Source organism: Streptococcus sp. SO2, from assembly GCF_030440025.1.
In genome coordinates this window covers 199049-213218 of record NZ_JAQFJH010000002.1, presented here as the reverse complement: position 1 = coordinate 213218, position 14170 = coordinate 199049, and the positions used below count along the sequence as shown (strand labels likewise).

Here is a 14170-nt window from a genome sequence, read left to right as displayed (position 1 = left end):
TTTATGGTTTGATAACTTCAGATCCACCCATATATGGACGAAGTGCTTCTGGAATAGTTACAGAACCATCTTCATTTTGGTAGTTTTCAAGAATGGCAGCCACTGTACGTCCAACTGCAAGTCCAGAACCATTCAAGGTGTGAAGGAGTTTCACCTTGCCATCTGCTTCATCACGGTAACGGATTTGAGCACGACGGGCTTGGAAATCTTCTGTATTTGAACAGCTTGAGATTTCACGATAGGTATTTTGGGCTGGAATCCAAACTTCCAAGTCGTAAGTCTTGGCAGCTGAGAAGCCCATGTCCCCAGTAGAGAGGGCCACCACACGGTATGGAAGGTTGAGTTTTTGAAGAATATTTTCAGCGTTGGCTGTCATTTTTTCCAATTCTTCGTATGATTCTTCTGGTTTGGCAAATTTGACCATTTCAACCTTGTGGAATTGGTGTAGACGAATCAAACCACGTGTATCACGACCAGCTGAACCAGCCTCAGAACGGAATGAAGGGCTCATAGCGGTAAAGTAGATTGGTAGGTCTTTACCGTCAAGGATTTCATCACGGTAGTAATTTGTCAAAGGCACTTCGGCTGTAGGAATGAGGACATAATTAGTGTCTTTCAATTCAAAAGTATCTTCCTTGAATTTTGGATATTGACCAGTACCAAACATAGAGTCATGGTTAACAATGTAAGGTGTGATAACTTCCGTATAGCCTTCTTTACCATGCTCATCCAACATGAAATTGTAGATAGCACGTTCCAAACGAGCCCCAAGTCCTTTATAGAAGAGGAAACGAGCTCCTGTTACCTTACCGCCACGTTCCCAGTCAAGGATACCAAGGTCTTCACCAAGATCCCAGTGAGCTTTTGGCTCGAAGTCAAACTCACGTGGAGTCCCCCAACGACGGACTTCCACATTGTCATCTTCATCAGCTCCAACAGGAACGCTGTCGGCAGGGATGTTTGGAAGAGTAGTGGTAAATTCTGTTAATTTAGCATCGATGTCCGCCAATTCAGCATCCAAGGCTTTGACTTCAGCAGATAGGGTTTGCATCGCAGCAATCTTGTCATCGGCATTTTCCTTGTTGCGCTTAGCTTGGGCAATCTCAGCTGAAACTGTGTTACGTTCTGCTTTTAAAGTTTCAACCTTGACCAAGATGTCACGACGTTTAGCATCGATTTCTTTCATCTCATTTAAGATAGCAGCATCTACACCACGTGTAGCTAATTTTTCAGCGACAGCATCAAAATCTGTACGAATACGTTTAATATCTAACATAAGAACTCCTTTATGAAAAAAAGCACACCTGACAAAGTGTTGGAGTGGCAGGGCCACGGTTCCATCCAACTTCACAGGTGTGCACTTGATTCTGTATTTAATTGTGAACAACGGTAGAATTTCACCTATCCCTCCTATCTGCTCGCAACACCCGCAGACTTTCTGAAAGAAGAGGATAACCTACTTATCCGTTGCTATGATTATACTAAAGTTTCTACTTTTTTGCAAATAGATTTTTAAGTTTTTGTCCAATGGTCTGTAGTAGAGTCGGAAGTTTCACGACCTTGTCGTTTCCTAATTTTTCCCGAGCGATTTTGAGGATAGCTCCAGAGTCTTTTGAAGCAAAGAGAAATTTTCCTTGATCAGTGAAGACTTCAAAGTGGCGGCTGATCTTGCGACCACTTACGTTGGCTCCGATTTGCTGAATGCTGGACCAGGGGATTTGGATATATTGTTCGACATTGACATCAGGATAAAACTCTAAGGCTTGATCCCCGACTAAAAATTTTCCAACTTTTCCAGAGATAGAGAGGTAAGATGTCCCAGTGGTTTGGAGGTCAATGACTTGATTGAGTGATTGGGCCATGATTAGTCTTCCTTACTTTCATCGAAAAAGGCATGATAGAGAGCCTTGATAGCGGCCTTCTCTTGCTCTTTATTGACAACAAACATGATGGAAACTTCACTTGAACCTTGGGACATCATCTGGATGTTGATTTTATTCTCAGACAAAGCCCGTGTTGCAGTAGCAGTTACCCCGATATGGCTCTTCATCTTTTCTCCGACAATCATAATGATGGAAAGGTCATGTTCGATTTCAGCATGGTCCACTTCAGCCTTTTGAACGAGTTGACGTAGAATTTCTTCTTCTTTGATAGGAGTTAATTCACGAGAGCGGAGGATGATTGAAAGATCGTCAATACCTGTAGGCATGTGTTCCCAACCGATATTGAGGTCCTCAAGGATTTGAAGAACCTTGCGACCAAACCCGACTTCGCGGTTCATGAGGTATTTTGACATGTTGATGCTGACGAATCCTGAGTCACCCGCAATTCCTACTACAGGGAATTTATCACTACTATGTTCTAAAACAATGCGTGTTCCTGGGTGGTCAGGGTTGTTGGTATTCTTGATGACAAGAGGAATTTTTCCGCGGTAAGCGGGTAGAAGAGCTTCGTCATGAAGAACTGAAAATCCAGCGTAAGCCAACTCACGCATTTCACGGTAGGTTAATTCAGGAATGGAGTGTGGTTGGTGGATAATACCAGGATGGGCAGCAAAGATACCATCTACGTCTGTAAAGTTCTCATAGAGATCAGCCTTAACACCTGCTGCAATGATAGAACCTGTGATATCTGAACCTCCACGTGAAAAAGTACAGATTTGATTTTCCTTAGTCACACCAAAGAAACCAGGGATGACAAGGACTTCGGTGCTATCAGCCAAGCCTTCAATCTTGTCATAACTAGATGGAATGATACGTGCGTTTCCAGGTTCACTTGTGACAACAATTCCAGCTTCTCTTGGGTGAACATAGCGTGCATCGATACCGTTTTGGTTAAAGTAGGCTGCAATCAATTTGGCATTGTTATTTTCTCCAGCCGCTAGGAAGGTATCATAGAGAAATTCATTGTCCTCTATAGGAAGAGTTGCCAAGGCCCGAATACTTTTAGAGATTTTTTCTAAAACAGCAGGTTTTAACCCTAGTTCACTAACCATAGCGGCATAACGGTCAATGATCCAGCTTTGGCTAGCACTGATGTCATTTCCAGCCACGTAGTCGCGATAGTATTTAATCAAGGCATCAGTTACCTTGGTATCTTCAGCATTGCGTTTTCCGGGTGCAGAAACGACTACAAAACGGCGTTCTTTATCACTTTTAACGATATTTAAGACTTTTTCTAACTGACCAGCAGAGGCAAGCGAGCTTCCGCCAAATTTTACAACCTTCATAAGGACTCCTCAAGTAAGTATTTTATACGATTATAGCAGAAAGAGGGGCATTTTTCAATGACGAAAATAACTTCCTATTATAATAGAAGAAAACACTAACTTATTCTGAAAAGCGATAACGATTTAAAAGTAAGAGTGTCAAATTTTACTCACACTCATAAATGATGGGTAAATAATCAGCTGAGACACTTTCCTTTAGTTTTTTCCTTGCCTCTTTATCCAAAAAAAGGTATACTTTGATGATAAAACAATTTTATTACCTTACAAAAGAAAAGGAGAAGCTATGAATCATATCTTATATCAGATCGTAGATGATCTGGCTATCATTACTTTGAATCGTCCCGAAGTGGCAAATGGTTTCCATATCCCAATGTGTGAGGAGATTTTAGAAGCTTTGACTCTAGCAGAGCAGGATCAAGCTGTGCAGTTCATCTTGATTAATGCTAATGGGAAGGTTTTTTCAGTTGGGGGAGACTTGGTTGAGATGAAACGAGCAGTAGACGAAGATGATATCCCTTCTTTGAATAAGATTGCAGAATTAGTCAATACAATTTCTTTTAAAATCAAGCAAATTCCAAAACCTGTTTTGATGGAGGTAGATGGAGCGGTTGCTGGTGCTGCAGCAAATATGGCAGTAGCAGTTGATTTCTGTTTAGCGACTGACAAGGCAAAATTCATTCAAGCCTTTGTCGGAGTTGGATTGGCGCCAGACGCTGGTGGGATTCATCTCTTGAGTCGTAGTATCGGGGTAACACGGGCTGCACAACTTGCCATGACAGGTGAAGCTTTGACTGCTGAAAAAGCGCTAGAATGGGGCGTGGTATACCGTGTTTGTGAAGTTGACAAATTAGAAAAAACAAGAGAACAGGTTCTGAAAAAATTAAGAAGAGGTTCAGCAAACTCATACGCAGCGATTAAAAAGCTAGTTTGGGAAAGTCAATTTAAGGATTGGCAGAATTATGCTGAATTAGAATTGGAATTACAAGAATCGTTATCTTTAACTGAAGACTTTAAAGAAGGGGTTCGAGCACATTCTGAAAGAAGAAGACCAAAATTTACAGGAATGTAAAAAAATACTTGCACAATTTTTTGAAGTTTGATATACTTCTTTTATCAAATGCTTTGATTGTGAAAGTTTTTTAGAGGGAGGGAAACGATTTGGACTACCAACAAGTAAATGATTATCTAACATCTATTTTTAATAACGTCCTTGTGATCGAGGAGGTTAGCTTACGAGGTAGTCGATTCAAAGACATCTCCATCAAAGAAATGCACACGATTGATGTGATTGGGAAGTTCCCGGAGGCAACGCCAAGTAAGGTTTCAAAAGAACTGATGGTAACTCTTGGGACAGTGACGACGAGCTTGAATAACCTGGAAAGAAAAGGTTATATTGAGCGTATTCGTTCTGATCAGGATAGACGTGTAGTGTATCTGCATTTGACCAAGAAAGGTCGGTTAGTCCATCGTCTTCATAGACGTTTTCACAAGGCAATGGTCGAAAAAATCATCGATGGCATGAGTCCTGAGGAAATAGAAGTTATGGGTAGAGGATTAATCAATCTTTATCAATTCTTGGAGGATTTGAAATAATGGCTTTTGCAAAAATAAGCCAGGTTGCTCATTATGTTCCAGAGCAAGTGGTCACTAATCATGACTTAGCCCAAATCATGGACACAAGCGATGAGTGGATTTCAAGTCGGACAGGAATTAAACAGAGACATATCTCAAAAACAGAGTCTACAAGTGATTTGGCGACAGAAGTAGCTAAGAGCTTGTTGGCTAAAGGGAGCTTAACAGCGGATCAGATTGATTTTATCATTGTAGCGACGATTACTCCAGACTCGATGATGCCTTCCACGGCAGCTCGAGTTCAGGCAAATATCGGAGCGCATAGAGCTTTCGCCTTTGATCTGACAGCAGCTTGTAGTGGCTTTGTATTCGCTCTCTCAACTGCAGAAAAGTTTTTAAGTTCTGGACAGTTCAAAAAAGGGATTGTTATCGGGGCTGAGACCTTATCCAAGGCAGTTGATTGGTCAGATCGTTCGACAGCTGTTCTCTTTGGGGATGGTGCTGGTGGGGTTCTCTTGGAAGCGAGCGAAACACGTCACTTCCTTGTGGAAAGTCTCTATACGGATGGCTCTCGGAGCGAGTGTTTGACCTATGGTCAAACGGCTTTGGCTTCTCCTTTCTCGTATCAAGAAGCAGTTCCTGCTTTTTTGAAAATGGATGGACGAGCAGTTTTTGATTTTGCAAATCGTGATGTTGCTAGATCGATCAAAGAAACCATTGAAAATGGTCCAATCGCAGCATCGGAATTGGATTATCTCCTGCTTCATCAGGCAAATATCCGCATTTTGGATAAGATGGCAAAGAAAATAGGCGTAGACCGAGACAAGCTTCCTGCCAATATGACGGAGTATGGGAATACCAGTGCAGCAAGTATCCCGATTTTGCTCTCAGAGTGTGTGGAGAATGGTATGATTCGTTTAGATGGTAGCCAGACGATTCTCCTATCAGGCTTCGGTGGAGGTTTGACATGGGGCACACTCATTCTTACAATCTAGGTAATCATGTGGTAAACACATAGTTATAAATTTTTTATATTTTAAAGGAGTCCTATCATGGCAGTATTTGAAAAAGTACAAGAAATTATCGTTGAAGAACTTGGGAAAGAAGCATCAGAAGTAACACTTGAATCTACTTTTGATGATTTGGATGCAGATTCATTGGACTTATTCCAAGTAATCTCTGAAATCGAAGATGCTTTCGATATCCAAATCGAAGCAGAAGATAACTTGAAAACAGTTGGTGACTTGGTTGCCTACGTTGAAGAGCAAACAAAATAATTAACATATTACTAGAAGGAGTAGGGGAAACCCACTCCCTCTTGTTTAGGTAATAGTTTGAAACTCAAACGATAAATTCATCGAACTATTACGTAAGCAAGGAATGATGGAGGCACTATGAAAACACGTATTACAGAATTATTGAACATTGATTATCCTATTTTTCAAGGAGGAATGGCCTGGGTTGCAGACGGTGACTTGGCTGGTGCAGTATCAAAAGCTGGTGGTCTAGGAATTATCGGTGGTGGGAATGCACCTAAAGAGGTCGTAAAGGCTAATATCGATAAAATCAAATCACTTACGGACAAACCTTTTGGTGTCAACATCATGCTCTTGTCACCTTTTGTAGAAGACATCGTTGATCTCGTGATTGAAGAAGGGGTCAAGGTGGTTACAACTGGTGCAGGAAATCCAAGTAAATACATGACTCGTTTCCATGATGCAGGAATTACAGTTATTCCTGTTGTTCCAAGTGTTGCTTTGGCAAAACGCATGGAAAAAATTGGTGCAGATGCGGTTATTGCAGAGGGAATGGAAGCCGGTGGACATATTGGTAAATTAACAACGATGACCTTGGTTCGCCAAGTTGCTGCAGCTGTTTCAATTCCGGTTATCGCAGCTGGAGGAATTGCGGACGGTGAAGGTGTCGCTGCAGGCTTTATGCTTGGTGCAGAGGCTGTTCAAGTTGGTACGCGTTTCGTAGTAGCCAAGGAATCTAACGCCCATCCAAAATACAAGGAAAAAATCTTAAAAGCGCGTGATATCGATACGACTATTTCAGCTCAACATTTTGGACATGCTGTTCGCGCCATTAAAAATCAGTTGACACGTGACTTTGAACAGGCTGAAAAGGATGCCTTTAAACAAGAAGATCCAGATTTAGAAATCTTTGAGCAAATGGGAGCTGGTGCTCTTGCTAAAGCCGTTGTTCATGGAGATGTAGAAGGTGGATCCGTCATGGCAGGTCAGATCGCTGGTTTGGTTTCTAAAGAGGAAACTGTCGAAGAAATCCTAAAAGATCTATACTATGGCGCTGCCAAAAAAATTCAAGAAGAAGCCTCTCGTTGGGCAGGAGTTGTAAGAAATGACTAAAACAGCCTTTCTATTTGCCGGTCAAGGTGCTCAATATCTTGGGATGGGACGAGACCTCTATGAACACTATCCTATTGTCAAGGAAACCATTGATCAAGCTAGTCAAGTACTGGGTTATGACCTTCGTGACTTGATTGATAAGGAAGAAACAAAGTTAAACCAGACTCGTTATACACAGCCAGCTATTTTGGCGACCTCGGTTTCTATTTACCGACTATTGAAAGAAAAGGGTTATCAGCCGGATATGGTAGCAGGATTGTCTCTTGGTGAATATTCTGCTCTTGTAGCAAGCGGTGCCTTGGACTTTGAAGAGGCAGTTGCCTTGGTTGCTAAGCGCGGGGCTTATATGGAAGAGGCGGCGCCTGCTGGTTCAGGCAAGATGGTAGCCGTCCTCAATACTCCAGTAGATGTGATAGAGGAAGCTTGCAAAACTGCTTCTGAAGTCGGTATAGTCACTCCAGCTAACTACAATACTCCAAGCCAAATCGTCATTGGTGGTGAAGTGGCTGCAGTTGACCGTGCGGTCCAACTCTTGCAGGAAGCAGGAGCCAAACGATTGATTCCTTTAAATGTATCTGGTCCTTTCCATACAGCTCTTCTTGAGCCAGCCAGTCAGCAACTAGCTGGAGCTCTTGAAGGAGTGAGTTTCTCTGACTTTACTTGCCCACTAGTCGGCAATACGGAAGCTGCTGTTATGGAAAAAGGTCGAATCCAAGAGCTTTTGACGCGTCAGGTCAAAGAACCTGTTCGTTTTTATGAAAGTATTGCTGTGATGCAGGATGCTGGGGTAACCAACTTTATTGAAATTGGTCCTGGTAAGGTCCTATCAGGCTTTGTCAAAAAAATCGATAAAACAGCTCAGCTAGCTAACGTTGAAGACCAAGCAAGCTTGGATGCTTTGTTAGGAAACTAATGATCCCTTCTCCCACAAAATACAACAGGAAATAGGAGAAATAGAATGCAACTTACAAACAAAAATGTCTTTGTAACAGGTTCAAGTCGTGGTATCGGACTTGCCATTGCTCACAAATTTGCCCAACTAGGCGCTAATGTAGTCTTGAATAGTCGAGGAGCAATCTCAGAAGAATTGCTAGCTGAGTTTTCAAACTATGGTGTCAAAGTAGTACCGATTTCAGGTGATGTTTCAGACTTTGCAGATGCCAAGCGTATGATAGATCAAGCGATTGCAGAACTCGGTTCTGTCGATGTCTTGGTCAACAATGCTGGGATCACTCAAGATACGCTTATGCTCAAGATGACTGAAGAAGACTTTGAAAAAGTGATTAAGATCAACTTGACAGGTGCCTTCAACATGACGCAAGCAGTTTTGAAACAGATGATCAAGGCACGTGAAGGTGCGATTATCAATATGTCTAGTGTGGTCGGTTTGATGGGAAATATCGGACAAGCCAACTATGCAGCTTCTAAAGCAGGTTTGATTGGTTTTACCAAGTCAGTTGCGCGTGAAGTTGCCAATCGCAACGTACGCGTAAATGCTCTTGCACCAGGAATGATCGAATCAGATATGACGGCTGTTTTATCTGATAAGGTCAAGGAAGCGACATTGGCTCAAATCCCAATGAAACATTTTGGTCAAGCAGAACATATCGCAGATGCTACAGTGTTCCTGGCTGGACAGGATTATTTGACTGGACAAGTTCTCGCTGTTGATGGCGGACTTAGCATGTAAAAAATAAGGAAAGATATAGGTAAGACAGATGAAACTAAATCGAGTTGTAGTAACAGGTTACGGATTGACCTCTCCTATCGGAAATACTCCAGAAGAATTTTGGAACAGTTTGCAAACTGGGAAAATTGGAATTGGAGAAATCACTAAGTTTGACCACAGCGAATTTGCTGTGCACAATGCAGCAGAAGTCCAAGATTTCCCATTTGATAAATACTTTGTCAAAAAAGATACCAACCGTTTTGACAACTATTCTTTGTATGCCTTGTATGCGGCTCAAGAAGCGGTGACAAATGCAAATCTTGATGTAGAAGCAATCGATAAAGATCGCTTTGGTGTCATCGTTGCTTCTGGTATTGGGGGAATTAAAGAAATCGAAGATCAGGTTATCCGTCTTCATGAAAAAGGTCCAAAACGCGTTAAACCAATGACACTTCCAAAAGCCTTGCCAAATATGGCTTCAGGAAATGTTGCTATGCGTTTCGGAGCAAACGGTATCTGTAAATCAATCAATACAGCCTGCGCCTCATCAAATGATGCCATCGGAGATGCCTTCCGTTCTATCAAGTTTGGTTTCCAAGATGTCATGTTAGTTGGTGGCTCAGAATCATCTATCACTCCTTTTGCTATAGCCGGTTTCCAAGCTTTGACCGCCCTATCAACTACAGAAGATCCAACTCGTGCTTCTATCCCATTTGACAAAGATCGTAACGGATTTGTGATGGGAGAAGGTTCAGGAATGTTGGTTCTTGAAAGCCTTGAACATGCTGAAAAACGTGGGGCGACCATCTTGGCTGAAGTAGTTGGCTATGGTAATACCTGTGATGCTTACCATATGACTTCACCTCATCCAGAAGGTCAAGGTGCGATTAAGGCTATGAAGTTGGCTTTGGAAGAAGCAGAAATTTCTCCAGAGCAAGTAGCTTACGTCAATGCCCACGGAACTTCAACTCCTGCAAATGAAAAAGGAGAAAGTGGTGCGATCGTAGCTGTTCTTGGTAAAGAAGTACCTGTATCTTCAACCAAGTCCTTTACAGGACACTTGCTTGGTGCTGCAGGAGCGGTAGAAGCAATTGCTACCATCGAAGCCATGCGTCATAACTATGTACCAATGACAGCTGGAACAAGTGAGTTATCAGACTATATCGAAGCGAATGTCGTTTATGGACAAGGCTTGGAGCAAGAAATCCCTTATGCTATTTCAAACACTTTTGGTTTTGGTGGACACAATGCAGTTCTTGCTTTCAAACGTTGGGAGAATAAATAATTATGAATTTAAATGAAATCAAGGACTTGATGGCTCAATTTGACCAATCAAGTTTGAGAGAATTTTCTTATAAAAATGGAACGGATGAATTGCAGTTTAGTAAGAATGAAGCAAGAATGGCTTCTGAAGCACCAGCTCAAGTTGCTCCAGTGCCAACTACAGTAGCTGCAAATCCAGTAGTTTCGGCCCCTTCAACTCCAGTAGAGAGTGCAGTGGAAAAAGCTCCAGCACCAGCTGAAACGACGGTTGCTCCAGAGGGTGATGTCGTTGAAAGTCCACTTGTAGGGGTGGCTTACTTGGCCGCTGGACCAGATAAACCTGCCTTTGTTACAGTTGGAGACAGTGTTAAAAAAGGTCAGACTTTGGTGATCATTGAAGCCATGAAGGTCATGAACGAGATTCCAGCGCCTAAGGATGGTGTGGTGACAGAAATTCTCGTTTCAAATGAAGAAATGGTTGAGTTCGGTAAAGGATTGGTACGCATCAAATGATCGATATTCAAGGAATCAAAGAAGCTCTACCCCATCGCTACCCCATGCTCCTAGTGGATCGTGTCTTGGAAGTGAGCGAAGATACCATTGTTGCCATTAAGAATGTGACCATCAACGAACCTTTCTTCAATGGGCATTTTCCACAATACCCAGTCATGCCAGGTGTTCTTATCATGGAAGCCTTGGCTCAGACTGCTGGTGTCTTGGAATTGTCCAAACCTGAAAACAAGGGAAAGTTAGTCTTTTACGCTGGCATGGACAAGGTCAAGTTTAAGAAGCAAGTTGTACCAGGTGATCAATTAGTCATGACGGCTACTTTTGTCAAACGTCGTGGTACGATTGCTGTGGTTGAAGCAAAGGCTGAAGTAGATGGTAAGCTTGCAGCGAGTGGTACTCTTACCTTTGCAATTGGAAACTAAGGAGGTTCTCCATGTTTCGTAAAATTTTGATTGCCAACCGTGGTGAGATTGCGGTTCGCATTATTCGAGCTGCGCGTGAATTGGGCATTGCGACCGTAGCAGTTTATTCAACTGCTGATAAGGAAGCTCTTCACACACTTCTAGCGGATGAAGCTATCTGTATCGGACCTGGTAAGGCGACAGAATCTTATCTCAATATCAATGCGATTTTATCTGCTGCAGTCTTAACAGAGGCAGAAGCCATCCATCCAGGTTTTGGATTTCTTAGCGAAAACTCCAAGTTTGCCACTATGTGTGACGAAGTGGGGATTAAGTTTATCGGCCCTTCTGGCGCTGTAATGGATACCATGGGTGATAAGATCAATGCGCGTGAACAAATGATCAAGGCTGGGGTTCCAGTTATCCCAGGATCTGATGGTGAAGTTCACACGGCTGAAGAGGCCCTTGCAGTTGCAGAAAAAATTGGCTATCCTGTCATGCTTAAGGCATCGGCAGGTGGTGGTGGAAAAGGGATTCGTAAGGTTGAAAAGGCAGAAGACTTGGTCGCAGCCTTTGAGACAGCATCCAGTGAAGCCAAGGCCAATTTTGGAAATGGCGCTATGTATCTTGAGCGTGTGATTTATCCAGCTCGCCATATCGAAGTTCAGATCCTTGCGGACCAAGAGGGTCATGTTGTCCATCTTGGTGAACGGGACTGTTCACTCCAACGGAATAACCAAAAGGTCTTAGAAGAAAGCCCATCCATTGCGATTGGCAAAACCCTTCGTCATGAAATTGGTGCTGCAGCCGTTCGTGCAGCAGAGTCTGTAGGCTATGAAAATGCAGGAACGATTGAATTTCTTCTCGATGAAGCGAGTGGCAATTTCTACTTCATGGAAATGAATACTCGTGTGCAAGTGGAACACCCAGTCACAGAGTTTGTTTCAGGTGTTGATATCGTGAAGGAACAGATTCGCATTGCTGCCGGGCAACCTTTACCTTTCAAACAAGAAGATATCGTCCTACGAGGTCATGCTATCGAGTGCCGGATCAATGCAGAAAATCCAGCATTTAACTTTGCTCCAAGCCCAGGGAAAATTACCAATCTCTATCTACCAAGTGGTGGAGTTGGCTTGCGCGTGGACTCAGCAGTTTATCCAGGTTATACCATTCCCCCTTACTATGATAGTATGATTGCTAAAATCATTGTTCATGGGGAGAATCGTTTTGATGCTCTTATGAAGATGCAACGGGCACTTTATGAACTTGATATTGAAGGAGTGCAAACCAATGCAGACTTCCAGTTGGATCTGATTTCAGACCGCCGAGTTATCGCTGGTGACTACGATACTTCCTTCTTGATGGAAACTTTCTTGCCAAAATACCAAGAAAAAGAATAGACTTTCAAACAGTATGAGAACTAAAAGGGGGAGTTATGGCTCTATTTAGTAAAAAGGATAAGTATATTCGGATCAATCCTAACCGTTCCGTAAGGCAGAAACCACAAGCCAAGCCTGAGGTTCCGGATGAACTCTTCTCCCAGTGTCCTGGTTGTAAACACACCATTTATCAAAAGGACCTTGGGAGCGAACGAATTTGTCCCCATTGTAGCTATACTTTCCGTATTTCAGCTCAGGAACGCTTGGATTTGACGATTGATTCTGACAGCTTTGTGGAGATGTTTACGGGTATTGAAACTCAAGATCCATTAAACTTTCCTGGCTACCAGAAAAAATTGGCTACTATGCGTGAAAAGACAGGTTTGGATGAAGCAGTACTGACTGGTACAGCTAGTATCAAGGGACAAAAAGTTGCCCTTGGGATCATGGATTCAAATTTTATCATGGCTTCTATGGGAACCGTTGTGGGTGAAAAAATCACGCGCTTGTTTGAGTATGCAACGGTAGAAAACTTGTCAGTCGTTCTCTTCACAGCTTCTGGTGGAGCCCGTATGCAAGAAGGAATCATGAGTTTGATGCAGATGGCTAAAATTTCTGCGGCAGTTCAACGTCATTCCAAGGCAGGACTTTTTTACCTAACTATCTTAACCGATCCGACAACAGGTGGGGTGACTGCTTCTTTTGCTATGGAAGGTGATATTATCCTAGCGGAGCCACAGAGTTTGGTTGGGTTTGCTGGACGTCGTGTTATCGAAAATACAGTTCGTGAGACCTTGCCGGATGACTTCCAAAAGGCAGAATTTCTACTTGAACATGGATTTGTTGATGCAATTGTTAAACGGAGAGAATTGCCTGAAACAATTGCTAAATTAGTAAGATTGCATGGAGGAAGTCGCGGATGAATATTGCAAAAATAGTCAGAGAGGCACGCGAGCAGAGTCGCTTGACCGCACTTGATTTTGCCAATGGAATCTTTGACGAGTTTATCGAATTGCATGGAGATCGCTCTTTCCGTGATGATGGTGCGATCATCGGTGGAATTGGTTGGTTAGGTGACCAAGCAGTAACTGTCGTTGGTATCCAAAAGGGAAAAAGTCTTCATGATAACCTCAAACGGAATTTTGGGCAACCTCATCCAGAAGGCTATCGTAAGGCCTTGCGCCTGATGAAACAGGCAGAAAAGTTTGGCCGACCAGTTGTGACTTTTATCAATACGGCGGGTGCTTACCCAGGTGTTGGAGCCGAGGAACGTGGACAAGGTGAAGCAATTGCCCGAAACCTGATGGAAATGAGTGACCTCAAGGTTCCAATCATCGCGATTATTATCGGTGAAGGTGGATCTGGTGGGGCTCTAGCTCTAGCCGTAGCTAATCGTGTCTGGATGTTAGAAAACTCAATCTACGCAGTACTTAGCCCGGAAGGATTTGCCTCTATCCTTTGGAAGGATGGAAGTCGTGCTATGGAAGCGGCGGAGTTGATGAAAATCACTTCACATGAACTCCTAGAAATGGGAATCGTAGACAAGGTAATCTCAGAAGCAGGGCTGTCAAGTAAAGAACTGCTAGGTTGCGTTAAAAATGAATTGCATGCAGAACTAAATAGGTTGCAAGAACTACCACTCGACCAACTTATCGAAGAACGTTACCAACGCTTTAGAAAATACTAAGAAAATTTAAAAGCTAGAACATTTTGTTCTAGCTATTTTGATAATAGAGCATGGATAAACATGAATACTCTAGATAAATAAGAAAAACAAT

The 14170-nt window shown here is 42.7% G+C and carries 16 protein-coding genes; 13 read left to right on the top strand and 3 right to left on the bottom strand.

The window, feature by feature from the left end; genetic code table 11:
* Nucleotide 1 precedes the first annotated feature (1 nt).
* The 3 genes from serS to PCY17_RS03460 all read right to left on the bottom strand — a co-directional run bounded on the left by serS (nt 2) and on the right by PCY17_RS03460 (nt 3229).
* A complete protein-coding gene (serS, locus tag PCY17_RS03470; RefSeq protein ID WP_049478069.1) occupies nt 2-1276 on the bottom strand; it encodes a serine--tRNA ligase in 1275 nt (424 codons plus the stop codon).
* Nucleotides 1277-1490: 214 nt separating this feature from the next.
* Complete coding sequence (locus tag PCY17_RS03465) at nt 1491-1862, bottom strand: DUF956 family protein (RefSeq protein ID WP_000079379.1); 372 nt, start codon at nt 1860-1862, stop codon at nt 1491-1493.
* Between the two features lie 2 nt (nt 1863-1864).
* Complete coding sequence (locus PCY17_RS03460) at nt 1865-3229, bottom strand: aspartate kinase (RefSeq protein WP_049500877.1); 1365 nt, start codon at nt 3227-3229, stop codon at nt 1865-1867.
* Between the two features lie 283 nt (nt 3230-3512).
* Between PCY17_RS03460 and PCY17_RS03455 the strand changes: the two genes are divergently transcribed.
* From PCY17_RS03455 to PCY17_RS03395, 13 genes are all read left to right on the top strand, one after another.
* Nucleotides 3513-4298, top strand: coding sequence for an enoyl-CoA hydratase (locus tag PCY17_RS03455; RefSeq protein ID WP_084944338.1), 786 nt, complete (start codon nt 3513-3515; stop codon nt 4296-4298).
* A gap of 89 nt (nt 4299-4387) precedes the next feature.
* Nucleotides 4388-4822, top strand: a complete 435-nt coding sequence (locus PCY17_RS03450) for a MarR family winged helix-turn-helix transcriptional regulator (RefSeq protein WP_033630318.1) — start codon at nt 4388-4390, stop codon at nt 4820-4822.
* Nucleotides 4822-5796 (top strand): beta-ketoacyl-ACP synthase III, encoded by a 975-nt coding sequence (locus PCY17_RS03445; protein ID WP_049478071.1) that lies wholly within the window; start codon nt 4822-4824, stop codon nt 5794-5796. Before PCY17_RS03450 ends, PCY17_RS03445 begins: the two co-directional genes overlap by 1 nt.
* 57 nt (nt 5797-5853) lie before the next feature.
* Nucleotides 5854-6078 carry an acyl carrier protein gene (locus tag PCY17_RS03440; RefSeq protein ID WP_049478072.1) on the top strand — a complete coding sequence of 75 codons (225 nt, stop codon included), beginning with the start codon at nt 5854-5856 and terminating at the stop codon, nt 6076-6078.
* A 117-nt stretch (nt 6079-6195) separates the two neighbouring features.
* Complete coding sequence (gene fabK, locus PCY17_RS03435; protein WP_000857451.1) at nt 6196-7170, top strand: enoyl-[acyl-carrier-protein] reductase FabK; 975 nt, start codon at nt 6196-6198, stop codon at nt 7168-7170.
* Nucleotides 7163-8083, top strand: coding sequence for an ACP S-malonyltransferase (fabD, locus tag PCY17_RS03430; RefSeq protein WP_000167654.1), 921 nt, complete (start codon nt 7163-7165; stop codon nt 8081-8083). Before fabK ends, fabD begins: the two co-directional genes overlap by 8 nt.
* Before the next feature lie 45 nt (nt 8084-8128).
* The gene (gene fabG / locus PCY17_RS03425) at nt 8129-8860 is read left to right on the top strand and encodes a 3-oxoacyl-[acyl-carrier-protein] reductase (RefSeq protein WP_001177611.1); all 732 of its coding nucleotides are present in this window, start codon (nt 8129-8131) and stop codon (nt 8858-8860) included.
* A 28-nt stretch (nt 8861-8888) separates the two neighbouring features.
* Nucleotides 8889-10124, top strand: coding sequence for a beta-ketoacyl-ACP synthase II (fabF, locus tag PCY17_RS03420; RefSeq protein ID WP_000774052.1), 1236 nt, complete (start codon nt 8889-8891; stop codon nt 10122-10124).
* 2 nt (nt 10125-10126) lie between these two features.
* On the top strand, nt 10127-10615 hold the full coding sequence (accB, locus tag PCY17_RS03415; RefSeq protein ID WP_049479289.1) for an acetyl-CoA carboxylase biotin carboxyl carrier protein: 489 nt from the start codon (nt 10127-10129) through the stop codon (nt 10613-10615).
* On the top strand, nt 10612-11034 hold the full coding sequence (fabZ, locus tag PCY17_RS03410) for a 3-hydroxyacyl-ACP dehydratase FabZ (protein WP_000565515.1): 423 nt from the start codon (nt 10612-10614) through the stop codon (nt 11032-11034). The genes accB and fabZ overlap by 4 nt, the downstream gene beginning before the upstream one ends.
* Before the next feature lie 11 nt (nt 11035-11045).
* Complete coding sequence (gene accC / locus PCY17_RS03405) at nt 11046-12413, top strand: acetyl-CoA carboxylase biotin carboxylase subunit (protein WP_000488663.1); 1368 nt, start codon at nt 11046-11048, stop codon at nt 12411-12413.
* Between the two features lie 35 nt (nt 12414-12448).
* Nucleotides 12449-13315: an acetyl-CoA carboxylase, carboxyltransferase subunit beta gene (gene accD / locus PCY17_RS03400; RefSeq protein ID WP_001173375.1), complete on the top strand. Its 867-nt coding sequence runs from the start codon at nt 12449-12451 to the stop codon at nt 13313-13315.
* Nucleotides 13312-14079, top strand: a complete 768-nt coding sequence (locus PCY17_RS03395) for an acetyl-CoA carboxylase carboxyl transferase subunit alpha (protein ID WP_042902822.1) — start codon at nt 13312-13314, stop codon at nt 14077-14079. The genes accD and PCY17_RS03395 overlap by 4 nt, the downstream gene beginning before the upstream one ends.
* Nucleotides 14080-14170: the final 91 nt, after the last annotated feature.

Excerpts from the sequence above, each read along its gene's own strand:
- serS (WP_049478069.1), bottom strand. The coding sequence starts at position 1,276 with ATGTTAGATATTAAACGTATTCGTACAGATTTTGATGCTGTCGCTGAA.
- PCY17_RS03465 (WP_000079379.1), bottom strand. The coding sequence starts at position 1,862 with ATGGCCCAATCACTCAATCAAGTCATTGACCTCCAAACCACTGGGACA.
- PCY17_RS03460 (WP_049500877.1), bottom strand. The coding sequence starts at position 3,229 with ATGAAGGTTGTAAAATTTGGCGGAAGCTCGCTTGCCTCTGCTGGTCAG.
- PCY17_RS03455 (WP_084944338.1), top strand. The coding sequence starts at position 3,513 with ATGAATCATATCTTATATCAGATCGTAGATGATCTGGCTATCATTACT.
- PCY17_RS03445 (WP_049478071.1), top strand. The coding sequence starts at position 4,822 with ATGGCTTTTGCAAAAATAAGCCAGGTTGCTCATTATGTTCCAGAGCAA.
- PCY17_RS03440 (WP_049478072.1), top strand. The coding sequence starts at position 5,854 with ATGGCAGTATTTGAAAAAGTACAAGAAATTATCGTTGAAGAACTTGGG.
- fabK (WP_000857451.1), top strand. The coding sequence starts at position 6,196 with ATGAAAACACGTATTACAGAATTATTGAACATTGATTATCCTATTTTT.
- fabD (WP_000167654.1), top strand. The coding sequence starts at position 7,163 with ATGACTAAAACAGCCTTTCTATTTGCCGGTCAAGGTGCTCAATATCTT.
- fabG (WP_001177611.1), top strand. The coding sequence starts at position 8,129 with ATGCAACTTACAAACAAAAATGTCTTTGTAACAGGTTCAAGTCGTGGT.
- fabF (WP_000774052.1), top strand. The coding sequence starts at position 8,889 with ATGAAACTAAATCGAGTTGTAGTAACAGGTTACGGATTGACCTCTCCT.
- accB (WP_049479289.1), top strand. The coding sequence starts at position 10,127 with ATGAATTTAAATGAAATCAAGGACTTGATGGCTCAATTTGACCAATCA.
- fabZ (WP_000565515.1), top strand. The coding sequence starts at position 10,612 with ATGATCGATATTCAAGGAATCAAAGAAGCTCTACCCCATCGCTACCCC.
- accC (WP_000488663.1), top strand. The coding sequence starts at position 11,046 with ATGTTTCGTAAAATTTTGATTGCCAACCGTGGTGAGATTGCGGTTCGC.
- accD (WP_001173375.1), top strand. The coding sequence starts at position 12,449 with ATGGCTCTATTTAGTAAAAAGGATAAGTATATTCGGATCAATCCTAAC.
- PCY17_RS03395 (WP_042902822.1), top strand. The coding sequence starts at position 13,312 with ATGAATATTGCAAAAATAGTCAGAGAGGCACGCGAGCAGAGTCGCTTG.